This is a genomic window from Geotalea uraniireducens (genome assembly GCF_027943965.1).
GTDB classification, from domain to species: Bacteria; Desulfobacterota; Desulfuromonadia; order Geobacterales; family Geobacteraceae; genus Geobacter; species Geobacter uraniireducens.
The window spans coordinates 773,584-798,643 of the sequence record NZ_AP027151.1; the positions used below are offsets into that span (position 1 = coordinate 773,584).

General features: G+C 64.1%; 16 protein-coding genes. 7 read left to right on the forward strand and 9 right to left on the reverse strand.

Annotation, left to right across the window (positions count from 1 at the left end):
• The first annotated feature begins 209 nt into the window (after positions 1 to 209).
• Positions 210 to 770, forward strand: a complete 561-nt coding sequence (locus tag QMN23_RS03715) for a nitroreductase family protein (protein ID WP_282001857.1) — start codon at positions 210 to 212, stop codon at positions 768 to 770.
• Positions 771 to 852: 82 nt separating this feature from the next.
• Here the strand turns inward: QMN23_RS03715 and hcp are convergent, their stop codons facing one another.
• On the reverse strand, positions 853 to 2,505 hold the full coding sequence (gene hcp, locus QMN23_RS03720; RefSeq protein ID WP_282001859.1) for a hydroxylamine reductase: 1,653 nt from the start codon (positions 2,503 to 2,505) through the stop codon (positions 853 to 855).
• 198 nt (positions 2,506 to 2,703) lie between these two features.
• Between hcp and QMN23_RS03725 the strand changes: the two genes are divergently transcribed.
• Both QMN23_RS03725 and QMN23_RS03730 read left to right on the forward strand, forming a co-directional pair.
• A complete protein-coding gene (locus QMN23_RS03725; RefSeq protein WP_282001861.1) occupies positions 2,704 to 3,285 on the forward strand; it encodes a class I SAM-dependent methyltransferase in 582 nt (193 codons plus the stop codon).
• Positions 3,286 to 3,435: 150 nt separating this feature from the next.
• On the forward strand, positions 3,436 to 7,017 hold the full coding sequence (locus tag QMN23_RS03730; RefSeq protein ID WP_282001862.1) for a DUF748 domain-containing protein: 3,582 nt from the start codon (positions 3,436 to 3,438) through the stop codon (positions 7,015 to 7,017).
• Positions 7,018 to 7,068: 51 nt separating this feature from the next.
• Here the strand turns inward: QMN23_RS03730 and hpnH are convergent, their stop codons facing one another.
• From hpnH to shc, 4 genes are all read right to left on the reverse strand, one after another.
• Positions 7,069 to 8,067, reverse strand: coding sequence for an adenosyl-hopene transferase HpnH (gene hpnH, locus QMN23_RS03735; RefSeq protein WP_282001864.1), 999 nt, complete (start codon positions 8,065 to 8,067; stop codon positions 7,069 to 7,071).
• Positions 8,068 to 8,147: 80 nt separating this feature from the next.
• Complete coding sequence (dxs, locus tag QMN23_RS03740) at positions 8,148 to 10,052, reverse strand: 1-deoxy-D-xylulose-5-phosphate synthase (RefSeq protein WP_282001866.1); 1,905 nt, start codon at positions 10,050 to 10,052, stop codon at positions 8,148 to 8,150.
• A gap of 21 nt (positions 10,053 to 10,073) precedes the next feature.
• Positions 10,074 to 11,060 (reverse strand): hopanoid-associated sugar epimerase, encoded by a 987-nt coding sequence (hpnA, locus tag QMN23_RS03745; protein WP_282001869.1) that lies wholly within the window; start codon positions 11,058 to 11,060, stop codon positions 10,074 to 10,076.
• 79 nt (positions 11,061 to 11,139) lie between these two features.
• Positions 11,140 to 13,182, reverse strand: coding sequence for a squalene--hopene cyclase (gene shc, locus QMN23_RS03750; protein WP_282001870.1), 2,043 nt, complete (start codon positions 13,180 to 13,182; stop codon positions 11,140 to 11,142).
• Between the two features lie 267 nt (positions 13,183 to 13,449).
• Between shc and QMN23_RS03755 the strand changes: the two genes are divergently transcribed.
• The 3 genes from QMN23_RS03755 to QMN23_RS03765 all read left to right on the forward strand — a co-directional run bounded on the left by QMN23_RS03755 (position 13,450) and on the right by QMN23_RS03765 (position 18,740).
• A complete protein-coding gene (locus QMN23_RS03755) occupies positions 13,450 to 16,140 on the forward strand; it encodes an MMPL family transporter (protein WP_282001873.1) in 2,691 nt (896 codons plus the stop codon).
• The gene (locus tag QMN23_RS03760) at positions 16,137 to 16,724 is read left to right on the forward strand and encodes a class I SAM-dependent methyltransferase (protein WP_282001875.1); all 588 of its coding nucleotides are present in this window, start codon (positions 16,137 to 16,139) and stop codon (positions 16,722 to 16,724) included. Before QMN23_RS03755 ends, QMN23_RS03760 begins: the two co-directional genes overlap by 4 nt.
• A gap of 105 nt (positions 16,725 to 16,829) precedes the next feature.
• On the forward strand, positions 16,830 to 18,740 hold the full coding sequence (locus QMN23_RS03765; RefSeq protein ID WP_282001877.1) for a SpoIIE family protein phosphatase: 1,911 nt from the start codon (positions 16,830 to 16,832) through the stop codon (positions 18,738 to 18,740).
• An 8-nt stretch (positions 18,741 to 18,748) separates the two neighbouring features.
• On the opposite strand, the gene QMN23_RS03770 is transcribed toward QMN23_RS03765, so the two are convergent.
• Together QMN23_RS03770 and QMN23_RS03775 are read right to left on the reverse strand one after the other, a co-directional pair.
• Positions 18,749 to 19,864 (reverse strand): HD-GYP domain-containing protein, encoded by a 1,116-nt coding sequence (locus QMN23_RS03770; RefSeq protein ID WP_282001878.1) that lies wholly within the window; start codon positions 19,862 to 19,864, stop codon positions 18,749 to 18,751.
• Complete coding sequence (locus tag QMN23_RS03775; RefSeq protein ID WP_282001879.1) at positions 19,861 to 22,035, reverse strand: HEAT repeat domain-containing protein; 2,175 nt, start codon at positions 22,033 to 22,035, stop codon at positions 19,861 to 19,863. The genes QMN23_RS03770 and QMN23_RS03775 overlap by 4 nt, the downstream gene beginning before the upstream one ends.
• A gap of 212 nt (positions 22,036 to 22,247) precedes the next feature.
• On the opposite strand from QMN23_RS03775, the gene hpnI reads away from it, so the two are divergent.
• Positions 22,248 to 23,384 (forward strand): bacteriohopanetetrol glucosamine biosynthesis glycosyltransferase HpnI, encoded by a 1,137-nt coding sequence (gene hpnI, locus QMN23_RS03780; protein WP_282001880.1) that lies wholly within the window; start codon positions 22,248 to 22,250, stop codon positions 23,382 to 23,384.
• Here hpnI and QMN23_RS03785 read toward each other — a convergent pair.
• Both QMN23_RS03785 and QMN23_RS03790 read right to left on the reverse strand, forming a co-directional pair.
• The gene (locus QMN23_RS03785; RefSeq protein WP_282001881.1) at positions 23,304 to 24,167 is read right to left on the reverse strand and encodes a PP2C family protein-serine/threonine phosphatase; all 864 of its coding nucleotides are present in this window, start codon (positions 24,165 to 24,167) and stop codon (positions 23,304 to 23,306) included. The genes hpnI and QMN23_RS03785 overlap by 81 nt on opposite strands.
• A 16-nt stretch (positions 24,168 to 24,183) precedes the next feature.
• Complete coding sequence (locus tag QMN23_RS03790) at positions 24,184 to 24,942, reverse strand: SDR family oxidoreductase (RefSeq protein ID WP_282001883.1); 759 nt, start codon at positions 24,940 to 24,942, stop codon at positions 24,184 to 24,186.
• Between the last annotated feature and the right edge of the window lie 118 nt (positions 24,943 to 25,060).

The following is a 25,060-nucleotide window of genomic DNA, read 5'->3' on the forward strand; positions in this document are numbered from 1 at the left end:
CGGTGCTCCCGGGGGTTTTTTTGTCTGTGGGGCGGCGCGCCGATCGAGCGTTGGCACCGTCAGGGCCGCTTCAGCGATCATCCGGTTCCCGGAGAGGAGAATGGTCGTCTTGGGCAGGCAAGCTGAGCCGGCCGCTTTACAAACGGTCCGGCAATGCTATTGTAGGAGGACATTTGGCTGAACGAACAACGAGAGAAAGGAACTCGACGATGGAAACCCTGGCAGCGATCAGCAGCAGAAGAAGCGTGCGGAAATTCTCTTCCCAGCCGGTGGAGCCGGAAAAGCTCCAGGCGGTGCTGGAGGCGGCCCGGCTGGCCCCTTCCTGGGCCAACATGCAGTGCTGGCGATTTGTGGTGGTAGAGGATCAGGCGATCAAGGCGAAGATCAGTGAACTCTCGTACGTGGAGGCGTTCTTTGCGCCGAAGGGATACAAGTCCAATCCGGCCCAGGGAGCCCTGGCGGAGGCCCCGGTGGTAATTGTCGCCTGCGGCGAGCCGACCCAGTCCGGCGAACTGCGGGGGCAGCCCTATTATCTGACCGATGTGGGGATAGCCGCGGAAAACATGATGCTCGCCGCCCATGACCTGGGTCTGGGCACGGTCTTTGTCGGCGTGTTCGACGAAGAACAGCTCGGCGAGCTGCTTGGGATTCCGCCGGAACTGCGGATCGTCGGCCTCTTCCCGCTCGGCTATCCGCTGGAGCCGGCCAAGGCCGGGCCGTCGCGCAAGCCGCTGGCCGAGATCGTCCATTACGGCAAGTATCAGGCGTAGCCGGTCTGCAGCGTTGTCCCCGATAAAAAAGGCGCGGAGAGTGTTCTCCGCGCCTTTTTTCGGCCAGGGGAAAGAGGGGGGGTCAATTCCCCAGGGCCGCTTTCAGATCCGCTTCCGCCGTGGTGATTGGGCCGAGGTTGAAGTTCTCCACCAGGAAGTTGAGGATGTTCGGGGTGATGAAGGCCGGCAGCGACGGGCCGATCTTGATGTTCTTGATCCCCAGGTGGAGGAGCGAAAGGAGAATCACTACCGCCTTCTGCTCGTACCAGGAGAGGATCATCGACAGCGGCAGGTCGTTGACGCCGCAGTTGAAGGCGTTGGCCAGAGCCAGGGCGATCTGCAGCGCCGAGTAGGCGTCATTGCACTGGCCGATGTCGAGAAGTCGCGGGATGCCGCCGATGTCGCCGAACTCCAGCTTGTTGAAACGGTATTTGCCGCAGGCCAGGGTCAGGATGACGCAGTCCTGGGGAACCTGTTCCGCCAGTTCGGTGTAGTAGTTGCGGCCCGGCTTGGCGCCGTCGCAGCCGCCGATCAGGAAGAAATGCTTGATGGCGCCGGTCTTGACCCCTTCGATCACTTTGTCGGCAACGCTGAGAACGGCGTTGTGGCCGAAGCCGGTAAGGATGTCCTTGGCCGGGGCGTCGGGGAGGTCGGGAGATTCGAGCGCCTTGTTGATGACTTCAGAGAAGTCCCAGCCGGCGATGTGCTTGATTCCCGGCCAGCCGACCTGGCCCCAGGAGAAGAGCCGGTCCTTGTAGGATTCGGCGGGGCGCTGGATACAGTTGGTGTTAAAGATGATCGCCCCGGGGAAACTGGGGAATTCCTTGGCCTGATCCTGCCAGGCGCCGCCAAAATTGCCGTAGAGGTGCGGATATTTCTGCTTGAGCCCGGGATAGCCGTGGGCTGGCAGCATCTCGCCGTGGGTATAGATGTCGACCCCCTTGCCGGCGGTCTGCTTGAGCAGCTCTTCGAGCATCCGCAGGTCGTGACCGGAAACAAGGATGCCCTTGTTCTTTCGGGTGCCGGTCGGTACCGGGGTCGGGACCGGATGTCCATAGTGCTCCACGTGCCCTTCGTTCAGTATCCCCATCACGGTAATGTTCAGCTTGCCACACTCCATGGCGAGGCCGACGAAGTCCATCAGCCCCTTGGTCGGGTCGGCGGTGGCGGCCAGTGCCTTGTGGAAGAAGGCGAATACTTCGTCGCTCTTCTTGCCGAGGATCGCGGCATGGTCGGCGTAGGCGGCCATCCCCTTGAGGCCGTAGATGAGAATTTCGATGGCCGAGCGGATGTCGGGATCGCTGTGGTGGGTGTTGATGCCATGTTCCTGGCCCTGCTTGATCAGTCCTTCGAGATCGCCGGCGATTACCCAGGCGGCGGGAGTGGCGGTGACGGCCGGGGCATGGCCGCCGTTCTTCTCGCGGTAAGCCGTTTCGTAGAGCGCCTTGGCCTTTTCCTTCAGGTCGAAACAGGTGCGAAGCTTGCCGGCGATGCTGACCGGATCGAAATCGACGTTGGTGACGGTGGTGAAGAGCCCTTCGAGGGTGAACTGGTCGATTGCCTCGTCCGTTACCCCCAGCTCGCGTGCCTTGTCGGCGTAGCTGGCGAGCCCCTTGAGGCCAAAAAGCATCAGATCCTGCAGCGCGGCGACCTCCGGGTTCTTGCCACAAACCCCGATGATTTCACAGCCGACGCCTTTGGCGGCCTGTTCGCACTGGTTACAGAACATTCCCATGATCGTAATCCTCCTTTGTGGTTTTGGGGGAGCCCCGTGAAAAAAGAGCTCTAAAACTATAGCCCCGTTGGGATGGTTTTCAATTGTGCCTGGGTTGATTTGTACCGCAGTTGCGGTCCTTTATCTTTGACCTTGGTCAAGTTTTGTGCGAAAAGGAGCGGAGCTGCCCGGGTACCGCCGCAGGCGGGGGAGGATGTCGTGAATGAGGATAAAATGCGCTGGAATCAGCGCTACCTTACGGAGGATTGCCTTCTCGGCGAGCAGCCGTCGCGCTTGCTCGCCGAATGGATCGAGAAACTGAAACTGCTCTGCCCGGGACGCCGGGCGCTTGATGTTGCCTGCGGCGAAGGGCGCAACAGCATCTTTCTTGCCCGACACGGCTTTGCGGTCACCGGCCTCGATATCTCCCCGGTGGGGCTTGCCAAGGCCCGCCGCTGGGCGGCCCGAGAGAGGCTGGCCGCCGAGTTTCGCCTGATCGACCTGGAAGGATATCGTTTTGCCGAAACCTACGATCTGATCCTCAATTGCAATTTTCTCCTCAGGGAGCTGATCCCCCGGGAGGTCGCCGCCCTTGTTCCCGGCGGGGTGCTGCTGTTCGATACCATTCTCGCCGGGGCCAATGCGCCGGTGCCGCACCGACCGGAGTATCTGCTCCAGCCGGGAGAACTGTGCCGACTCTTCACGCCCTTTCCCGGTTCGATCCTCTTCTGCGAGGAATTCCCCGCCGACCCGTCGCCGACCGCCAAACTGATTTTTCAGAAGCGCGCCGGCGAGCGGTGATGCCGTCCCGCACAGGCACTCCGCGACGAGCAAACTGCCGGGGGAATGCGGAAAATCGCCGGTCAGCTTTTGACAAGGCGGCGTTTTAAGCAAGAATTAACAGAAAGGCCCTGGCGATTTTTGCCAAGTATGTGCTGCCGAGGAGTAACGATGCGCGTCTGGAAAAAACTGGTTATCGGAGGGGTCGTTTTCCTGGTCTGTCTGTTGGCGTTTATTGCCTTTATTCTGCCCGGGATTGTCAAGAGCAAGGCTATCCGGGCGGTGGAGGAGTCAACCGGCAGAAAACTTGCCATCGGCGCGATTGCCCTCAACCCGCTGAACTGGACGGCGGAGGTGCGTGATGTCCGCTACACGGAGCGCGATGGCCGGACGGTCTTCGCCTCGTTCAGCAGCGTCCGGGTAGCGGTCAGCCCGAGTTCGATCTTCCGCTGGGCGCCGATCGTCTCTGAACTGCGCGTCAGTTCTCCCTACCTTCACCTGGTCCGGACCGGGGCCAATACCTATAATTTTTCCGATCTGCTGGAAAAAAAGCAGCCGACTGCCAAAAAAGAACCCGAAAAACCGTTTGCCTTCTCCCTTAACAATATATCGGTGGTCAACGGTTCGATCGATTTTATCGACCAGGGGCTGCCGGTCGAGAAGCGCCACCAGATCCGCCGCCTCGAACTGGCGGTGCCGTTCATCAGCACCATTCCCTATTATGCCGACCGCTATATCGATCCCCGCTTCCGGGCGGTGGTGAATGGTTCACCGCTGGCTCTCGACGGCAAGCTGAAACCGTTTGCCCGAAGCGTCGAATACTCGCTGGACATCAACCTGCGCCAGCTGGATCTCCCCTACTATTTCGCCTATATCCCGGCAAAGCTGCCGATCCGCATCGAGCGGGGAACCGCGGCGACCCAACTGGAGGTAACCTACCGCAATCCCGCCGACCGCAACCCGGAGCTGGAGGTCCGGGGCACGGTTTCACTGGCCGGCCTGCGGCTCGCCGAACGCTCCGGTGCGCCGCTCACCGAACTGGACCGGCTCGAAGTGGGGATTTCCCGGGCGTCGCTGTTGAACCGCGAATTCCTCCTCTCCTCGATTGCCGTTGATCAATTGCACGTCACCCTGGCACGTGACCGGCAGGGGATCTGGAATGTGAACCGGCTGAGCGAGCGGGAGGGGGCGGCCGGGGAGCTGCCGCCGGAGAAGGAGCAGCCGGAGAAGACGAAGCCGGTCATCGAGGTCGGTCGATTCCAACTGCGCGATGCGGGCATCACCCTGAGCGACGCCGTACCGCTGGGTGGCTTCCATAGCGAGGTCAAGAAGCTTGACTTTGACCTGCACGGTTTTTCCACCCGGGCCGGCAAGACGGCGAACTATGTGCTTTCCTTTGCCACGGGCCGTGGGGAAGAGGGGCGCTTCGACGGGAAGTTCTCGGTCGAACCCCGGGCAGCGACGGTGGCGGCGTCGGTGAAAGGGGTCAGCCTCGATGCCTATTATCCATATCTGGCCGGCATCCTGGCGGCACCGGTCAAGGGGAAGGCCGAACTGGCCGGCGAACTGTCCTATAGTGCTGAAACCGGCCTTGCCGCCGACAAACTCAAGGTGTCGCTGGCCGATCTTGCGGCACCGTTCGGCCCCCGCGACCGGGGCCGGATCGCCCGGCTCGTCCTGGACGGCGGCCGTTACCGGCAGCAGGAAAATCTTTTCGAGTTGGCTTCGGTGACGATGAGCGGCGCCGATATCCGCTTCTCCCGCGACGAACAGGGCCGGTTGTCGCCGCTGGCGTTGCTCGCGGCGGCAAAAGGGGGCAAGGAGAGAGGGAAGGGGGAGCCGGCTCCTGCCGAGCGCCATGGCCCGCCGTTCCGCTATCGGATCGAGTCGGTCGGGGTGAACGGCGCCACCGTTGCCTTTACCGACCACCAGGTGGAAGATGCGCCGACCTTCACCCTCCGGCGGCTCACGGTCAACGCCCGCGGGATCACCGGGCCGAAGATGGCCGTCATGCCGTTCCGGCTCTCTGCCGGCTACGGTCGGAACGGCACGATCCGGGCCGCCGGGACCGTTCTCCCCGTGCCGCTCACTGCCAAGGGAACTCTGGCGCTGCAACGGCTGCCGCTTGCCGACTTTTCCCCCTATTTACCGGAGAACCTGAACATCATCGTCGCCAGCGGGACGGTCGATACCCGGCTTTCCTATGCACTGGCCTCCAAAGGGGGACGGCTGACCGGTTCATTCTCCGGCGGCGGCGACGTCCGCGCCTTCCAATGCCTCGATGCCGAGGGGGACGACCTCCTCAAGTGGGACAGCCTCCAGCTCGACCAGGTCAAGGGGACCCTTGCTCCCTTTGCGCTCCGGATCGGCGCGGTGGCCCTCTCGACGTTCTATTCGCGGATCATCATCGAAAAGGATGGCCGCCTGAACCTGCAGAATCTCTATACGTCGGAAGCGCCGGCCGAGAAGACCACTGCAGCGACACCAACCGCGGCGCCGCCGGCAGCGGCAGCGCCGGCTCCGGTGCCGACCCAGCCGGCGCCCGGGAAAAAGATCGTCATCGACAACGTGACGATGCAGGATGGGACCCTCAATTTCACCGATCGGCACCTGCAACAGGAATATACCACGACCCTCTACAACCTCGGCGGGCGGATCAGCGGGCTTTCTTCCGAGGAGAACCGCTTTGCCGATGTCGACCTGCGCGGCAACCTGGAAAATCTGTCGCCGCTCCAGATCACCGGCAAGATCAATCCGTTGCGCAACGATCTCTATGCCGACCTGAAGGTGAGTTTCACCGATATCGAGCTGTCGCCCTTCACTCCCTATTCGGGCACCTATATCGGCTACGGCGTCGAGCGGGGCAAGCTCTCGCTCGATCTCAAGTATCTGATCCAGAACAAGCAGCTCAATTCGGAAAACAAGGTCTTCATCGACCAGCTGACTTTCGGCAAGCAGATCGAAAGCGACAAGGCGACCCGCCTGCCGGTCCGGCTGGCCGTGGCGCTCTTGAAGGACCGCAAGGGGGAAATCCATCTCGATCTGCCGGTCACCGGCCGGACCGACGATCCCCAGTTCAGTGTCTGGCGGGTGGTCTGGAAGATCATCAAGAATCTGCTGGTCAAGGCGGCGACCTCTCCCTTCGCGTTGCTGCAGGCGGCCTTCGGCGGCGGCGAGGATTTCAGTGCCGTCCGCTTCGCCCCGGGCTCGGCCCGCCTGGCCGAGCCGGAGCAGGCCAAGCTGGCGAAGATCGCCCAGGCGATCAACGATCGCCCCTCGCTCAAAATCGACGTCACCGGTTTTGTCGATCGGGAGCGCGATCCCGAAGGGTACCGCAACGAACTGCTGTTGAGGAAGATGCGGGGAGAAAAATTCCTCCAGCTGGTGAAGGAGCGGCGCAACCGGCCGGAAGACTCGGCCGAGACAATGCAGCTGGCGCCGGAGGAGTATTCCCGTTACCTGAAAGAGGTCTACCGCAAGGAGAAATTCCCCAAACCGCGCAATATCTTCGGCTTCGTCAAGGACATCCCCGATGCGGAGATGAAAAAGCTGATCCTGGCCAACACCGTGGTCGGCGAGGCGCAGCTCAAGACGCTGGCGGCGGAACGGGCCGGGGCGGTGAAAACGTTCCTGGTGGAAAAAGGGAAGGTCGATCCGGCGCGGATCTTTATCAAGAGCGGGGATATCTACAAGGCGCCGACGGAAGAGGGGACCGTCGCCAGTCGGGTCGAGTTCGGGGCGGCGGTCGATTGACAGCCGACGGGGGCGAACCGTGCTTCGCCCCCGTCGGCCCAAGTCGTATCGCTAGCTGAAATTCCAGATAATCATTTCCAGAATATCCTTCCAGCTCTTGCCGATCTCGTTAACCACCGTCGGTTCGAAACCGCAGTGCATCATGCACTGGGCACAGCGGGGGTCCTTGCCGACACCGTACTTGTCCCAGTCGGTCTTGGCCATCATCTCCCGGAAGGTCGGGTAGTGGGTGTCGGTGATCAGGTAGCAGGGGGCTTTCCACCCCAGCGGGTTGCGGGTCGGATTGCCCCACGGCGTGCAGGCGAGCTTCTTCTCTCCCTTGAGGAAACGGAGGTACATGGGGGTGGACCAGAAGCGGAACCGCTTGCTCATCCGGTAGACTTCCTCGAATTTCTTCTCAATCTCCCGGCGTTGCAGGAAGAGGTTCTCGCCAACCGCCTCGTAGTCGAAGCCGGGTGCCACCAGCAGTCCGTCGACGCCGATATCGGTCAACAGCGAGAAGAGCATCTCGATTTCCACCAGGTCAGAATCCTTGAAAATGGTGGTGTTGGTGCAGACACGGAACCCCAGCGACTTGGCCTTCCTGATGCCGGCGATGGCGGTCTTGAAGGTCCCTTTCCGCTCCAGAATCCGGTCGTGGGTCTCTTCCAGTCCGTCCATGTGGACATTGAGGGTCAGATTGGGGTGGGGCTTCATGTTCTCGAGGGCCTTTTCCAGCAGCAGGCCGTTGGTGCAGAGCTGGATGTGTTTCCCCCGGTCGAGCACTTCCGGGATCAGTTCGTAGATGTGGCTGTAGAGGAACGGTTCGCCACCGGTAATGGTAACTACCGGGGCCGGGCATTCGTCCACCGAGCGGAGACATTCTTCCAGGCTCATCATCTGCTGGATGGTCTCGGCGTATTCGCGAATCCGGCCACAGCCGGAACAGGCGAGGTTACAGAGGTGGGTTGGCTCCAGCATCAGTACCAGTGGGTATTTTTCGATCTTTTGCAGCTTGTTCGAAATGATGTATTTGGTCAGGTCGTAGTTAAGCTTCCACGGAAAACGCATCGAACGGTAATTCCTTTCACTTGCCATACGGCATTCATTGGTCAGGGCGACCGAAGTGGTCGCCGCTGTCGCTCTCCCGGCTATCTTGCCAGCGAGAGTGGCGGTTGTTGCCGGGACTTGAGAAATGCCTCCGTTGCAGCGGCGATGCCGGCGGCATCCAGCCCCAAATCCTTGCGCAGCTGTGCCTGGCTCCCCTGCTCGATAAACCGGTCTGGGATGCCGAGCCGCTTTACCCGTACGTCGGTCAGCCCCTCGTCGGCCAGCAGTTCCAGGACGGCGCTGCCGAAGCCCCCTTGCAGGGCGTTTTCTTCGACAGTGACGAGGCAGCCGGTCCGCTGGGCGGCGTCGAGGATCAGTTCCCGGTCGAGCGGCTTGACGAAGCGGGCGTTGATGACGGTGGCGGCAATGCCCCGCTCGCGGAGGTTTTTGGCGGCCTCGACCGCCGGGTAGACGGTGCTGCCGATGGCCACGATCGTCACGTCGCCGCCATCGGTGATGAGTTCGCCCCGGCCGATTTCCAGTGCCCGGAGTTCCTGGTCGAGCGGAATGCCGTAGCCGGTGCCGCGCGGATAGCGGAGTGCGATGGGGCGGCCGTGGTAGATGGCGGTTTTCAACATGTGCTGCAGCTCGTTCTCGTCCTTCGGCGCCATCAGGGTCAGCTCCGGCAGATGGCGCAGGTAGGAGAGGTCGAAGACACCGTGATGGGTCGGGCCGTCATCGCCCACCAGCCCCCCCCGGTCAAGGGCGAGGGTGACGGGGAGCTTCTGCAGGCAGATGTCATGGAACACCTGGTCGTAGGCCCGCTGCATGAAGGTTGAATAGATGGCAGTCACCGGCCGGAACCCTTCGGCGGCCAGCCCGGCGGCAAAAGTCAGGCCGTGCTGTTCGGCGATGCCGACGTCGAAGAACCGTTCAGGGAAGCGGCGGGCAAAGGGGGTCAGCCCGGTGCCGTCAGGCATGGCGGCGGTGATGGCGACGATCCGCTCGTCTTCCTCGGCCAGTTTCACCATGGTGGCGCCGAAGACCCCGGTGTAGGAGGCGCCGCCCCCTTTGGCGGTGGTCTTGCCGGTGGCGACGTCGAAAGGGCCGACGCCGTGGAAGACGTCGGGGTTGGTTTCGGCCGGCAGGTATCCCTTCCCCTTGGTGGTCATGATGTGAATCAGCACCGGGCCGTCGAGATCGCGGGCATTCTTCATCACCTCCAGCAGCTGGGGAAGGTCGTTGCCGTTGAGCGGGCCGATGTATTCAAAGCCGAGGGCTTCGAAGAGCATCCCGGGGGTGAGGAATCCCTTGAGGGAGTTTTCCGCCCGGCGGGCGAAATGAAGAATATCTTTGCCGATGGCCGGAATATTCTGCAGGAGCCCCTGCATCTCCTTCTTCAGGTCGCGGAAGTAGCTGCCGGTCAGCTTGCGGGAGACGAAGGAGGAAAAGGCGCCGACGTTCCTGGAGATCGACATCTCGTTGTCGTTGAGGACCACGATCAGGTTCTTGTGGAGATGGCCCGCCTGGTTGAGGGCCTCGAAGGCGATGCCCCCGGTGAGCGAGCCGTCGCCGATCACCGCGATCACCTTGCTTTCCTTGCCGTCCAGGTCACGGGCCACCGCCATGCCGAGACCGGCGGAGATGGAGGTCGACGAGTGGCCGGCGCCGAAGGCGTCGTGGGGCGATTCGCTCCGCTTCGGGAAGCCGCTGATGCCGCCGTACTGGCGCTGGGTATGGAAGCGGTCGCGGCGGCCGGTGAGGATCTTGTGGGTATAGGCCTGGTGTCCCACGTCCCAGATGATCCGGTCGGTCGGCGAGTCGAAGCAGTAGTGGAGGGCGATGGAAAGCTCGACCGCCCCCAGGTTCGATGCCAGGTGACCGCCGGTCTGGGCTACGGTTTCCAGCAGAAAACGGCGGATTTCGGCGGCCAGGGCGGGCAGGTCCTCGCGCTTGATCTGCTTGAGGTCCGTCGGACTGTTTATGGTATCGAGCAGCTTGTACATGGCAACTCCTTTTGCAGCAGCCTAGCGGGCATAGCCGTGGGCGCGGAACCACTCGACCGCCCGGCGCAGGGATTCCGCGGCCGGCCGTTGGGGAAGGCCAAGTTCCCTGACCGCCTTGGTCGAGTCGAAAAACATAAACTTCTTGGCCATCTGCACCCCGGCCAGCGGGATCAGCGGTTCCCGGCCGGTGATCCGGGCCAGCCCTTCGTTCAGGTGGGCGGCCAGCAACAGCGGGGTGTGGGGAAGCCTGACCCGCGGCGCTGCCAGCCCGGTGATCTCCGCCAGCAGGGCGAAAATCTGTCGCAGGGTCAGATTTTCGTTGCCGAGGATGTATTTCTCGCCGACCGTTCCCCGTTTGGCCGCCAGCAGGTGGCCGCGGGCACAATCCTGGACGTCGATGATGTTCAGGCCGGTGTCCAGGTAGGCCGGCATCTTCCGATTGAGGAAATCGACGATGATCTTTCCCGTCGGGGTCGGTTTGATGTCGAAGGGACCGACCGGGGTCGAGGGGTTGACGATCACCAGCGGCAGCCCCTCGGCGACGAACTTCTCCGCTTCCCGCTCCGCGAGGAACTTGCTTTTCTTGTAATGGCCGACCATGTCGGCAAAGGTGACCGGAGTGGTTTCGCTCCCCGGCGTGCCGTCGCCGGGGTTGCCGAGGGTGCCGACGCTGCTGGTGTAGACGACCCGGGCAATGCCGCTTTCCCGTGCCGCCGTCAGGATATTCCTGGTGCCGTCAACGTTGGCGGCGTACATGGCGGCAGGATCGCGGGTCCAGAGCCGGTAGTCGGCGGCGGCATGGAACAGCCAGCCGCAGCCGGCGAGTCCCCGGGCCAGCGCGCCCCGGTCCCCGAGGTCGCCGGGGCAGATCTCCACGTCGAGCCCGGCCAGGTTGCCGCGGTCGGCACTCGGCCGGACGAGTACCTTGACCTGGTGGCCATCGGCCAGCAGTTCCCGAACGATGCTCGCGCCTATGAATCCGGTCGCCCCGGTTACGAAAACCTTCATGATTCCCTGCCAGAAACTGATGTAGGGGCGTGTCCGGGACCCGCCCCTACCCATGGGTGATCTCTGTTGCTGCCGGTGGCTATCCGGCCTGCCCCACCAGCTGTGCCCGGTAGCGTCCCAGCGCCATCAACGGGAAGCAGTTGCGGTAAATATGATACTTGATCATGAAGTACTTGGGGAAACCGGTGCCGGTGAAATTATCCTCGTCCCAGGTCCCGTCCGGCTTCTGAGTGTCGATCAGATATTGGACCCCGCGGGCGACGGCGGTACTGTTCACTTCGCCGGCGGCCAGGAGCGACAGGAGCGCCCAGCCGGTCTGGGAGGCGGTGCTTTCGCCCACGCCCGCCAGGGACGGATCATCATAGGACGCGCAGGTCTCGCCCCAGCCGCCGTCGGCATTTTGCCGTGACTTGATCCAGTTGATCGCCCGGTGAATGTCGGGGCTGGACATGTCCAGCCCGATGGCGGCCAGCCCGCTCAGCACCGACCAGGTGCCGTAGAGATAGTTGACGCCCCACCGGCCCCACCAGGGCCCCTCGGGTTCCTGGGTTTCCCAGATGAACTTGAGGGCTCGCTGGGCTGCCGGGTGGTCCTGCGGGTAGCCGAAAGTGCCCATCAGCTCCAGCATCCGGCCGGTCAGGTCGGCGGTCGGCGGATCGATCAGCGCTTCCAGGTCGGCAAAGGGGATCTTGTTGAGGATATGTTTGGTATTGTCCTTGTCGAAAGCACCCCAGCCGCCGTTTTTGCTCTGCATGCCGAGACACCAGTTGATCCCCCGTTTGATGGCATCCTGTTTCGCCTGTTCGTCCTTGACCCGGATATGGTTGATGGCCATCATGACGATCCCCGAATCATCGACGTCGGGATACCAGTCGTTGAGGAACTCGAAGGCCCAGCCGCCCGGCGCCAGGTCGGGACTCTTGATTCGCCAGTCGCCAGCCTTGCGCACCTCGCGGTCGAGGAGCCACTGGGCGGCCTTGACCAACGCCGGGTGGTCGGTCGGCACTTCCGCGTCGGCCAGGGCCATCAGGCCCAGCGCAGTATCCCAGACCGGCGAGACGCATGACTGGAGGACGATCTCGTTTTCCCCTTCGACACAGAAATTGGCCAGGGCCTGCAGGCCGTTGGCCACTGCCGGGTGGTCGTTGGCGTAACCGAGGCAGTGCAGCGCCAGCACCGAATTGAGCATCGCCGGCTGAATGCCGCCCCAGTCGCCGCTCGGCTCCTGGTGGTCGAGCACCCACTGTTCGGCCATCGCCATCGACCGCTTTTTGAACGGGCGGATCGGGTTCGATTCGTAGACCTTCAGCAAGTGATCGATGCCGATGAAAAAGTTCTTCCAGGTAAAGATGCCGTCTTCCTTGGTGAAAGTATAGTCGGTCGGCCGCGGTGGCCGGACGTAGAGCTCCTGGACCCGGGCCCAGGGGGGAAGCTTGCGCACCGGCCGCTCGGCCATGACGATCGAGAGCGGGATGATTGTCGCCCGGGACCAGCTGGAGAACTCGTACATGTTGAAATACGCCCAGTTCGGCAGCAGCATCAGCTCGATCGGCATCGACGGAACGCCGAGCCAGGAGAATTCGCCGAACAGCGCCAGGAAGATCTTGGTGAAGACCCGGGCCTTGAGGATCCCCCCCTTGCTGAGGATGAAGGCGCGGGCCTTGGCCATGGCCGGATGGTCGGCCGGGTAGCCGGCCAGCTTGAGGGCGAAGTATGCCTCGATCGTGGTCGACAGGTCACCGGGGCCGCCGTAATAGATGCACCAGTACCCTTCCTCGGTCTGCTTGCTGAGGATGTAGTTGGCCATCTTCCGTTCTTTTTCCTTGTTCACCAGCCCCATGAAATGGAAGAGCATGATGTACTCGGAGGTGATGGTGACGTTGGACTCCAGTTCGGCCCACCAGTACCCTTCCGGCAATTGCTCGCGGAAAAAGAAGTCACGGGTCCGCTCGATGGTCCGATCCAGGGGGGTATTCCCCTCGACGTCCCGCTTTTTCCAGATGGAGGCCGGCAGATGGTGAATCTTGGCCCCCGGTTTTTTTCGGTTATCCTCTTTTACCTCCCGCACCGGTTCGCTGAATGACGTAAGTGCGTTGGAAATTGGATGTTTAGAGGTATTCATCGTGCTCTGCTCCTTGTTGCATTCCACCGAAATTTTGGCTATCCGCAGGCGTTGGAGATAATAAGACCAAAATAATCTGTACCTTTTACCACAAAATTTTGAAAAGTACACGCTCTTTCCCCAAAGCCGAAACATCTCTGTAATCATGTCGACATGTTAGGCCGCTCGCCGCTGGGGGATTCGCCGGGGGTAACTCAATTGACCTGCGCCGGACCGGTATGCTATCGTGGCCGAGTTTGCCTGAACCTGGACGATGAAGGTGTGAAAATGGGACAAGATAAGGAAATGAAACGTTTTTCCGGGCTGTTCGGGATGGTTGCCCGCCATCCGCGGCTGATCCTGGCGCTGGCGCTGCTGCTCTCGGCGCTGGCGGTGCTGCTGACCAAGGAGAAGATGCGTTTTCTGACCGGTCGGGACGACCTGATGCCGCGCAACGCCCCCTTCCAGCGGGAATACCGGGCGAACCGCGCCGAATTCGGCGACAAGGAAGAGATTGTCGTTGTCATCGAAAGCAGCGACGAAGCGAAGGCCGCCGCCTTCGGCTCCCGGCTCTACGAGCGCTTGACGGCCGACCGGCGGGTGTTCCGGGAGGTGTTCTATCCCGCCGGGCTCCCCTTTTTCCGGACCAATGGCCTCCTCTTCATGTCCCTCGACGACCTGCGGACCCTGCGCCGCAACCTGACCCTCGCCAAGCCGACGCTGAAAGCCCTGGCGGCGGCACCGTCGGTCCAGACTCTCTTCACCCAACTGACCGAACAGATTGATGCCTATCTCCGGCAGGGGGGCGGCCGGCCGGAGAGCGCTGCCGATCTTGCCCGCATCTCTTTCATGCTCGACAAACTTGGGAGCGGCATTGCCACGTTCGGTGCCGGCGGCGGCACATCCCCCCCCTCCCTGGAGGCGGTGTTTCTCGGCGGGAACGATTCGGCCCTGGCACGGGCGGGGCGGATGCAGATCCTGACGGTGCTGCCGGTCCGCGATGCTGCCAGCTTCGTCCCGGCTGAAGAGGCGATCCGGACCGTCCGCGGCGAGGTGGCGAAACTGAAGGCGCTGCCCGAATTCGCCGGCGTGACCGCGGGCCTTACCGGCACGCCGGTGCTCGAATTCGAGGAGATGGCCACCAGCCAACGGGACATTGCCATTGCCACCGTTCTGTCGCTGGGGCTGACCGTGGTGCTGCTCTTGCTGGCTTTCCGGGGCTTTCTCAACGTCCTGGCGGCGATGGTGTCGCTGGTGGTGGCCATCTGCCTCTCCTTCGGCCTGGCGACGCTGGTGGTCGGCCACCTCAATATCCTGTCGATGGTCTTTGCTGTGATGCTGATCGGTATCGGGATCGAGTACGGCATCCAGGTGGTGCTTCGCTACCAGGAGGAACTCGGTACCGGGGCGGAGCCGCTGGACGCGATCGCTACCGGCCTCAGCCGGAATTTCTGGGCGATCCTCATGGCCGCGGCAACTACCGCCGCCGCTTTTTTCACCTTCGTCTTCACCGACTTCCGGGGGATCGCCGAACTCGGGATCATCGCTTCGCTCGGCATCGGCGTCTGCGTACTGGTCACCTTCACCGTCCTGCCGGCAATGCTGGTGCTGCTGGCGAAATACCGCCGGCCGGCGAAGAGCGGCCGGGCGGCGGCCGGGCGTTCACCCGGCGGTTCCGGCACACTGCGGCGTTTCCTCTTCGGCCATCCGAAGGCGGTGGTGACCATCACGGCAATCTTGTGCCTGGCCTCGCTCTACCCACTGATCGAGACCCGCTTCGACTACAACCTGCTCAATCTCCAGGCGAAAGGCCTGGAACCGGTGGAGTACGCTTACAAGCTGATGCGGAGCAAGGAAAACTCCGGTTACTTCGCCGTCGCCACCGCCGGCTCGGCCGCCGAGGCCCAGGCGCTGACCCGTCGCCTGGAGGCGTTGCCGGCCGTCGACCACGTGGTCAGTCTTCTCTCCTTCGTTCCCGACCACCAGCCGGAAAAGCTGGCCGAACTCGCCGCCCTGCGCCGGGAACTCGCCGACGTCAAGCCGGTCCCCTATGACGAGGATCTGCAGGTGATGGCGTTGCCGACGGTCTTCGAGAACTTCCGGACCACCGTCACCCGGCTGAACGAGCGGCTTACCGCCGAGCGGCGGCCGGAGGCCCGGCAGGTCGGGGCGTTCCTCGCCACCCTCGATCGCTTTTTCGCCACCCTGGAGAAAGAAAAGGACAAGAACGCCCTCGGCATGCTGCGGGATTTCCAGGGGGGGATGCTTGCCTCGCTGCCGGAGCAGCTCGGCCAGCTCAAGGAGAGCCTCAACGCCAGACCGGTGACCGTTGCCGATATCCCGCCGCAGCTGCGGGAGCGGTTCGTCGGCAAGAGCGGCCGCTATCTTCTGCAGATTGCCCCGCGGGAGGAGATCTTCGAACGGGGGCCGCTGCAGCGCTTCATCGAGCAGGTGCGGACGGTGGTCCCGAACGTCAACGGCGAACCGGTGATGGTTTACGAGTCGATGACCATCATGCGCAACGCCTACCTCTGGGCCTTCATCTACGCCTTTGCCGCCATTGTCGCCATTCTGCTGCTGGCCTTCCGCAGCGTGACTTACGCCGCCATCGGCCTGGTGCCGCTGGTGGTCGGTATCCTCTTGATGGTGGGGGGAATGTGGCTCGGCGGAATCAGTTTCAATTCGGCCAACATCATCGTCATGCCGCTGATCCTCGGTATCGCCGTCGATTCGGGAATCTACATCATCAACCGCTTTCGCCGGGAAAATGGCGATGCCGCCGCGGTGGTGATGAGCAGTACCGGCCTCGGGGTGATCTACAATACCCTTACCATCATGGCCAGCTTCGGCGCCCTGATGGTGGCCCATCATCGGGGCGTGTTCAGCATCGGGGCGGTGATGTCGCTCGGGATGGTCGCCTGCCAGGCAGCCTTCATCCTGGTGTTGCCGGCCGTGTTGAGCCTGGTGGGGAAAAAGTGACCGCCGGGCGCTACCGGGGGCTGGCCGGCGCGGTGCCGCTGGCGCATTTTTTCCTCCGCGAGCGGCTGCGCGGCGGCGACCGGGCGGTGGACGCCACCTGCGGCAACGGCCACGACACCTTGCTGCTCGCCCGGCTGGTCGGGCCGACGGGAAAAGTCTGGGCCTTCGACGTACAAGCGGCAGCCCTGGCCGTCGCCGCCGAGCGACTGACTGCGGCGGGTTGCCGTGATTGGGTGGAACTGCTGGCCGTCGGCCACGAGCGGTTGGCCGAACTGGTCGCCGGACCGCTGCGGGCGGTGGTCTTCAACCTCGGCTATCTCCCCGGTGCCGACCGACAGACGGTCACCAGTCCCGCAAGCACCGTCGCCGCCCTGGAGCAGGCGCTTTCCCTGCTGGCGCCCGGGGGGCTCATTCTCATCGCAGTCTATACCGGCCATCCCGGCGGCGAGGCGGAGCGGCAGGCCGTCGAACAGTGGGCGACCGGCCTTTCCCCTGCTTGCTGCAATGCCTGGCGGAGTTGTCAACTCAACCGGTCGGCGGCGGCTCCCTATCTGATCCTCGTCGAACCCCTCCCCGAACGTTAGCTCTTTTTCCCCGCTTCGCCATTGCTGCCCCGGCGGAAGATAGTAGACTAGTTAGACGGGCTCCCGCAGTGCTGCTTCCCTGCGGGTCACCCCTTGAGGTTCGCCATGACTATGCCGCTCCAGGTCCTGATCATCGAAGATTCCGAGGATGATGCCCTGCTCCTGCTCCGGGAACTGCGCAAGGGGGGATACGAACCAGTCTTCGCCCGGGTCGAAACAGCCGAGGAGATGGCCCGGGAGATGGCCGCACAGCCGTGGGATCTCGCCCTTTCCGACTACGTCCTGCCCCGCTTCAGCGGCCTTGAGGCTTTGCGCCTCTGGCGGCAGAGCGGTATCGACCTGCCGTTCATCGTCGTCTCCGGCAAGATCGGCGAAGATACCGCCGTCAACATGATGAAGGCCGGGGCCGACGATTACCTGATCAAGGGGAACATCTCCCGTCTGGTACCGGCCATCGAGCGGGAGCTGAAAGAGGCGGAGAACCGGCGGCGGAAACGTAAGGCAGAGGAGGCGCTCCAGGAGAGCGAACTCCGCTACCGGCGGCTGGTCGGGGCGGTGACCGACTACATCTACACGGTGGAAATCCGCGGCGGCCGGGCGGTCGGCACCCAGCACGGCCCGGGCTGCGAGGGGGTGACCGGCTACACCAGCGACGAATACCGGGCCAATCCGTATCTCTGGTATCAGATGATCCATCCCGACGACCGCCAGCAGGTGATCGACCAGGCGGAGCGGCTGCGGGCCGGCGAGGACGTCCCTCCCCTTGAGCACCGGATCGTCAACAAGAACGGCTCGATCCGCTGGGTCAGGAATACCATCGTCCCCCGCTACGATGAAGCGGCGGTGCTGGTGGCTTACGACGGGCTGATCGCCGACATCACCGAGCGGAAGGTTGCCGAGGAGGCGCTGCGGCTGCGGAGCGCGGCGCTCAACGCGGCGGCCAATGCCATCGTCATCAGCGATCCGGCGGGGCGGGTCATCTGGGCCAATCCCGCCTTTACCGAATTGACCGGCTACGAGGTGGAGGAGGTACTGGGGAAGAGTCTTGGCATCCTCAGTTCGGGGAAGCACGACGCGGCATTCTTCCGCGAACTCTGGGAAACCATCCAGGCGGGGAAGGTCTGGCGGGGCGAAATGATCAACCGGCGCAAGGATGGCACGCTCTATTACGAAGAGCAGACCATCACCCCGGTCAGCGACGAGCGGCAGATCATCAGTCACTACATCGCCATCAAGCAGGATGTCAGCGAGCGGCGCCGGGCCCAGGAAGTACTGCTGGAAAATGCCCGGATCACTTACGACATGGAGGTGGCGCGGCAGATCCAGTGGTCGCTCCTCCCCCAGCAGGCGCCGCGGGCGGCCGGGATCGTCTGCGCCGGCCGGTGGGTGCCGGCGGCCCAGGTCGGCGGGGATTACTACGATTTTTTCCCCCGGGACGACGGCTCGCTCGACATGGTGATCGCCGATGTCTCGGGGCACAGCGTCGGCGCCGCCCTGATCATGATCGAGGCGCGGAGCGTCATCCGCAGCCAGGCCCGGGCCGGCGGTTCGCCGGCGGAGATCGCCGCCGCCCTCAATTCACTCCTCTATGACGACCTGAACCGGGCGGAGCTCTTCGTTTCCCTCTTTTACGCTTCCTACGCCCCCGCCCGCCGCATCCTCACCTACGCCAGTGCCGGCCACAATCCGCCGCTCGTCTACCGCCGCGACGGCCAGTTTCTCGAACTCGACGCCGAAGGGCTGATCCTCGGGGTCCGGCAGGAGGTGCTGTTCGAGGAGCGGGAGACCCGGCTCGATCCGGGTGATCTGGTCCTCCTCTACACCGACGGGATCACCGAAACGGCCAACGAGTCCGGCGAGCTGTTTGGCGTGGACCGCCTGCGCCGGCTGCTGCGGGAGTGGGCCGGCGCGCCTCCCGAGACGGTCTTCGATGCCATCCTGGAACGCCTTGCCGAATTTTCACGACAGACCTCCCTGGCGGACGACGTTTGCATGGTCTTGCTCAAGGCGGTCTGAGCGGTCATTCAACTCATCGTCCGGCTCAAAAGCAGGAGAAAATTGCGAGTCAGCAGCGGGTGGAACTCCTGCCCCCGCTTCTCCAGCAGGATGCCGGCGATCTCCTTCAGTTCCATGGCGTCCCGGTAGGTGCGGTGGGTGCGGAGGGCGTCGAAAAAGTCGGAAATGGCGGTCATCTCGCTGCAGGGGTGCTGTCGCCAGCTGGCTGGAACGGCCGGATAACCGGACAGATCGTGCTTCAGGTGGTGCTCAAAGGCGACAATGGCCGCCAGCGGCGGGATTCCCGGCGTTTCGATGAGGCAGCGGGCTCCCTGGTGGGGGTGGCGGCGCATGACCTGCCACTCGTCCTCGTCCAGGTAGCCGGGCTTGGTCAGGACCTCGGTCGGGACGAACAACTTGCCGATGTCGTGGAGGAGCCCGGCGATGCCGATATCGCGGAGGAGCGGGCCGTCGATGCCGAGCGAGATCGCCTGGGCGAGGTTGAGGGTACAGACGTTGATCGAATGGGTGAAGGTGTATTCGTCCATGTCCCGCAGCGGGGCCAGCGGCAGGAGCGGCTGGGCCTGGCGGCGCAGCGTGGCGATGAAGGCGTCGACCACCTCGGCGATTCCCGTTGCCTTCAGCCGGCGGTGTTTGCTCACCCCCTCGTAAACTTCCCTGAAACGGGCAACCTCGTCGGCCGAAAAGGATGTGGCGTCGGCCGTCGCTTCGTTCCCGGCACCGCCGGCAAACCGCACTTCCACCCGGCCGAGACGGATATGGGGGGTGGCCTTGAGCGGGCCGTTGCCGCCGGGGGCGAGCCGGCGGGCGAACGCCGCCAGTTCTCCGGCGTCGATGCCGCGAAGAAATTTCAGCTGGCCGACTCCCCGCCCGGTCAGCAGCTCCACGAATCGCTCGATGTAGAGGCCGGAATCGAGCGGCGCCCCATCCACCAGCAGTTCATCGTCGATCACCACCAGGGCGATTTCAGCCACCGTTTCGAGGGCGTGCTGCAGGCTTGCCAGGGCCTTTTCCCGCAACCGGCTCGGCTGCTGGTGGTCGGGGGCGTAGAGGGCGCTGCTGGAGACGGCGGTTACCAAGTTGCGGACGGCGGCCTGTACCGCCTGGCGATTCAGCTCGTTCATCGCAGCCTCCCCTGACAGGTCCGGAGGGCCTCCCGGGCGGCCTGGGCCACTTCACCGCTGCCGGTGGCGGCCTCCTGGAGCAGCCGGACCGCCTCCGGCTGCCGGTAGCGACCGAGGGAACGGATAATCTCGACCTTCAGCCGGGTGAGTGGGGCGGCGCGAAACAGACTCCGGCTGCGCAACTGGCGGGCCAGCTCCGGGAGAAACGCCCCGTCGCCGATCTCGGCCATTGCCCGAACGGCGGCGCAGCGAATCTCGACCTCGGCGTTCCCCAGTCCCCCCTTGCCGAACAGTTCCAGCAGTCGGCCGCGTACCTGGGGGCTGTGGCTCCGTTCGGTCAGGTGGATGGCCGTTAAGAGCGTTTCCCGGTTGTCGCTCGCCAGTTCGCGGAGGAGCATCCGTTCCCCTTCCTGATCGCCGAAATGGACCAGGGTGCGGAGGGTCTCCTGGCGGACCCGGGGGTGGGGGTGGCCGAGAAAGCGGTGCAGCGACTGGCCGGCTGCCGGATCGTTGAGGGTGCGCAGGACGATGATCAGGTTGCGCAGGTAGAACCAGCGGTCATCGCCGAGACGGGCAACGATCGCATCGCGGGCTGCCGTACCCATGGCGGCCAGACATTCCATGTAGTAGCGGCGCAGCGACATATTCTGCTCTTCCGCCAGACGGTCGAGGAGCGGGGCGAGACACGGGGGGCCGATACGCTCGATTATGGCGCGGATTTCGTCGTAACGCTCTTTTCCCCAGGTTGCCGGCGCCTCGATCAGGGCAGCGGTAAAGGCGGGGTTGGCGACGATTTCCCGGAGCTGCGCCTGGAACTGGTTGGCTGGCTCCTCGCCCGGCGGCGGGAGATCGGCGCAGAGGGCGGTGAGCGGGGCAAAATCGCCCGTTTCCAGGTAGTAGGCGCAGAGTTCCGTCAGCCGTTCCGCCATCCCCGGCCCATCTGTCGGATCCGGATCGGTACGCAGGATTTCCATGATGATCGCTCCCACCTTGGCTTCCTGGTTGGCGGCGGCGATCGCCTCGCGGAGTTCTCCCGCTTCCTTGATGCCCGATTCGGCTACACGGCCGGTGGCGGCGATCTGCTGCAGGTCCTGCCGGTAGCTTTCCGGCATGAACCGGGCCGATTCCTCCTCGCGTACCAGGGTGGCCAGGTGCCCATCCTGCGCGGCGGCTGCCGGCACCCGGCCGTTCGCTGCTCCCGGCGCGGCAAGGTGCCGGCAGAGGTTGAGGATCACCGGCGGGATAGCGCTGTTCTGACCATTGAGTTCATCGAGCGCTTCCAGGAGCAGGGTGCTGGGAAATGCCGGCAAGGTCCGGCTGGCGGCCGCCGGCCGCTCGCCAAGCAGGGCGAAGGTGCTGTCGAGCATCTGCCGGCGCAGCTCCGGGGCAAGTTCCGCCACCAGGGCCGCCAGCTTCTCGGCGTACTCCTGGCTGTCCCGGCCGGCTGCCAGTTCCCGCTCCAGACGGTGGATGAATGAAAGCGCCACCGCCTCGCAGGCGGAGGGACCACCGAGGCGCGACTCCCGGGACCGTTCGTTCAGCAGCCGGGCCAGCAATGGCAAATCGATGCCTCCGGTTCGTTCGGTCGCTTCGCCGAACGGGTCGAGGGTCCCATCCAAAAGGCCCTGGACGAACTTCTCCCGGAGCCCGGCCGCCGGCTTGCCGGCACTGCCGGCGGGCGGTGAGGCCAGCTGCTCTTCGTCGGTGATCCTGAACAGCTCGTAGTTGATCTCTTCCACTTGCAGGCGGGAGACGCCGGCGGCGGCCAGTGCCCGGGCCATCCCGCCCGCCTGCCGGAGTTCTTCCCGCTTGCGCCCCATGATGCTGCTGAAGGCGCGGAGTTCGTCGGCGGCCGGGGTGCGGTGGATCGTCAGGGCGGCGACTCCCCGCTCGGCCAGCGCCCGGGCAAAATCGCGGTAAACGGGGTTTTTCCGGTCGAGCGGGTGTTCGCCGAGCAGTACGGCGTCGCGGGTGATGCCGAGGGTGACGTTTTCGGGCATCTGGAGGAGGCGTTCCGCCAGACCGGCCACCTTGTCCGCCGCCGCGCCGATCACCGGGTGGCCTTCCGGGTAAGCGGTCACCTGGCGGCGGAGGATGTTCAGTTCGATGAGCAGGGCCGCGACGAGTTCCGGGTCGATGGCGGCCGGCAGCTGCTGGGGAGAGGTCTCCACGGGTGAATTCCTTAACCTGCTGGCGATTGGCGCATTTCTGCGCTGTCAGGCAAAGTAGCAAGGTGTGTGCCAGCTGTCACCGGAGTGTTGCCGTGCGGGGAGAGAGGGAATTTTAGCATTGCATATTTGCGACAAATCGGCACAATACGCCTGCGCCCCGCGCCGGGACCGACCCGGCGTCGGGCGGATTTCCCCGCGAGGACCGTTGCTCCATGCTGCGTAGCGTACTGCCGTTGTTCTGTATTGTCCCACCCCTGGCTTACGGGCTGATCACCCTCGGCTGCGCCCGGGCCTACTTCTGCCGTCGGCGACCGGCCGCCGCCACGGCGCCGCCGGTTACCATCCTCAAGCCGGTGAAGGGGGGGGATGCGGACAGTTTTGCCAATTTCGCTTCCTTCTGTCATCAGGAGTATCCCTGTTACCAGCTGCTTTTTGCCGTCGCCGCCGCCGATGATCCGGCGGTCCCGGTGATCCGGCAGCTGATCGCCGCTTTCCCGGCCAGCGATATCGAGCTGGTGATCGACGGGACAATCCACGGTCCCAATTACAAGGTCTGTAACCTGATCAACGCCTTTCCCCGGGCGAAGCACGATCTGATCATCGTTTGCGACAGCGACATCCACGTCGGCGAACGGTATCTGCAGGAGGTCTGCGCTCCCTTTGCCGATCCGGCGGTGGGGCTGGTTACCTCCCTCTACCGCAGTCCGGGGGTGCGGGGGGCGGCGACGGCGATCGAAGCGATGGGCTTTACGGCTGAGATGGTGCCGAATGTGCTGACGGCGCTCCGGCTCGAAGGGCTCTCCTTTGCCCTCGGCGCCTCCATGGCGGTGCGCCGGGAAGCGCTGGCGGCCATCGGCGGCTTTCCGGCGCTGGTCGACTACCTGGCGGACGACTACCAGTTGGGGAACAAAGTCTATCGGGCGGGGTACCGGCTGGAACTTTCCGACTATTTCGTCGAGAGCGTCATGCATCGCGAGGACCTGGCGACGGTCCTCTCCCGGCAGCTGCGCTGGGCGCGGACCATGCGGGTTTCCCGTCCCGGCGGCTATTTCGCCTCCGGGATCACCCAACCATTCCCGCTGGCACTGCTGGCGCTGCTGGTTTCCGGCTTCACCCTGCCGGGGGTTGCCGCCGGCCTCCTTCTCTACCTGGTGCGCGGCAGTATCGTTACCATCTTTAGCCGCCGCTATCTCCGCGACGGGATCTTTCCCCGCTGGCTCTGGCTGTTGCCGCTCCGCGATCTGCTCGCCTTTGTCACCTGGCTCCTCTCATTTCTCGGCAACCGGGTCCGCTGGCGCGGCCACGCCTTCCGCCTGGAACCGGGCGGCAGGATCGTCCCCCTCGACTGAGGCGCCGCTGTGGTGAAAGTCGACGACGATAACGGTGCAGTCGTCTTCCGGCGGGTCGGGAGCGCCGAAGTCGTCAAGGGCTGCCGTCAGGGCGGCGATAAAAGCGCTGGCGGTGGCATGGCCGGCGAGAAGGACCTGGGCGAGCCGTTCCCGGCCGAACAGTTCGCCGTGCCGGTCGGCCGTTTCGGTAATGCCGTCGGTATAGAGGAGCAGCCGGTCGCCGGGAGCGAAGCGAAACGACTTCATCTCCAGCTCCGGATTGGCGAAAAAACCGATCGGCGGGGCGGTGGAGGGGAGGCGGAGCAGCCGGTCGCCCCGCCGCACCAACGGCGTCCCTTGGGCGGCATTGACGTAGTGCATCGTCAGGCTGGCAGGGTCGATGATCCCGAAGAAGATAGTGGTGGAAAAGTAGTAGTCGAGCAGCTGGGTGCGCCGGGCGAAGGTTTCGAGGAAGTTGTTCACCTCGTTGACGATGGTTCCCGGCGGGTCGTCGTCCTGGATCGCCCGGTGAATGAAGCCGTAGACGAGGGCCATCACCACCGAGGCGTGGACGCCGCTGCCGGTGACGTCGCCGAGCAAGAGCACCTGCCGGCCGTCCGCCTTGGTGAAAAAATCGAAGTAGTCGCCGCCGAGGCCGTGGGCCATCCGGTTGCTGACCTCGATGCAGCACCAGCTGCAGGCCGGCGAACTCTTGGGGAAGAGGAACCGGGCGAGCCGTCCCGCCAGCCTGAAGTCGCCGGCCAGTTCCGGATCGGTCGGGAGAAGGGGCGGCTTGCGGTCCATCGGGGCTCCTTTTTGTTCAGACATAGATCATCTTCCGGGTCATGCCGCCGTCGACGACGAAATTCGCCCCGGTGACGAAGCCGGCCTCCGCCGAGGTCAGCCAGGCGACCAGGGAGGCGATGTCTTCCGGTCGGCCGACCCGCCCCGCCGGGTGCTGGCGATGGTCCGCCTCGCTGAGCCGGGCCGGCTGGCGGCGGCTTTCTTTCTGCCAGTCGCTGGTGTCGATCCAGCCGGGGGAGATGCAGTTGACCCGGACGGCGGGGCCGAGGGAAACCGCCAGGGCGTGGGTCAGGGCGACGATCCCCCCCTTGGTGGCGGCGTAGGCCTCGGTGTCCGGTTCCGACATCAGGGCCCGGGTCGAGGCGATGGTGACGACGGCGCCCCGGCTTTCCCGCAACAGTGGCGCGGCCTGACGGGCGCAGAGAAAGGCGCCGGTCAGGTTGACGCCGATGATCCGGTTCCAGTCGGCGAGCGAGCAGCGCTCCAGGGGGAGGCTGCTGAAGATGCCGGCATTGCAGACCAGGATATCGAGCCGCTGCCAGCGCTCCCGAACCCGCTCCAGCAGGGCGGCAACCTCCGCCTCGGCGGCGACGTCGGTCGGGACGAAGAGTGCCTGGCCGAAGGGGGCGAATTCGGCGGCGGTTTCTTCTCCCGCTTCCCGGTCGTGGTCGGCGATGACTACGGCGTAGCCGTCGTCGAGCAGCCGGCGGGCGACCGCCTTGCCGATCCCCTGGGCGCCGCCGGTGACCAGGGCAACCTTGTGCTGTCCGGACATGGGTCCTCTCCTTTTGCCGTGGTGGTACTGCCAAGTGTACCCTGTTTTTCGCCTTCTGTTTTGCCGTTTTCCTCTGCTACTATGGAACCGGTGCCGCCGTTCGGCGGCGGAGGATGCC

What these genes read in the sequence shown, in the direction of transcription:
- shc (WP_282001870.1), bottom strand. Translation starts at nt 13,182, where the DNA reads ATGAATACCTCTAAACATCCAATTTCCAACGCACTTACGTCATTCAGC.
- QMN23_RS03765 (WP_282001877.1), top strand. Translation starts at nt 16,830, where the DNA reads ATGACTATGCCGCTCCAGGTCCTGATCATCGAAGATTCCGAGGATGAT.
- QMN23_RS03730 (WP_282001862.1), top strand. Translation starts at nt 3,436, where the DNA reads ATGCGCGTCTGGAAAAAACTGGTTATCGGAGGGGTCGTTTTCCTGGTC.
- hpnA (WP_282001869.1), bottom strand. Translation starts at nt 11,060, where the DNA reads ATGAAGGTTTTCGTAACCGGGGCGACCGGATTCATAGGCGCGAGCATC.
- hcp (WP_282001859.1), bottom strand. Translation starts at nt 2,505, where the DNA reads ATGGGAATGTTCTGTAACCAGTGCGAACAGGCCGCCAAAGGCGTCGGC.
- QMN23_RS03715 (WP_282001857.1), top strand. Translation starts at nt 210, where the DNA reads ATGGAAACCCTGGCAGCGATCAGCAGCAGAAGAAGCGTGCGGAAATTC.
- QMN23_RS03755 (WP_282001873.1), top strand. Translation starts at nt 13,450, where the DNA reads ATGGGACAAGATAAGGAAATGAAACGTTTTTCCGGGCTGTTCGGGATG.
- QMN23_RS03770 (WP_282001878.1), bottom strand. Translation starts at nt 19,864, where the DNA reads ATGAACGAGCTGAATCGCCAGGCGGTACAGGCCGCCGTCCGCAACTTG.
- QMN23_RS03790 (WP_282001883.1), bottom strand. Translation starts at nt 24,942, where the DNA reads ATGTCCGGACAGCACAAGGTTGCCCTGGTCACCGGCGGCGCCCAGGGG.
- hpnI (WP_282001880.1), top strand. Translation starts at nt 22,248, where the DNA reads ATGCTGCGTAGCGTACTGCCGTTGTTCTGTATTGTCCCACCCCTGGCT.
- hpnH (WP_282001864.1), bottom strand. Translation starts at nt 8,067, where the DNA reads ATGCGTTTTCCGTGGAAGCTTAACTACGACCTGACCAAATACATCATT.
- QMN23_RS03785 (WP_282001881.1), bottom strand. Translation starts at nt 24,167, where the DNA reads ATGGACCGCAAGCCGCCCCTTCTCCCGACCGATCCGGAACTGGCCGGC.
- dxs (WP_282001866.1), bottom strand. Translation starts at nt 10,052, where the DNA reads ATGTACAAGCTGCTCGATACCATAAACAGTCCGACGGACCTCAAGCAG.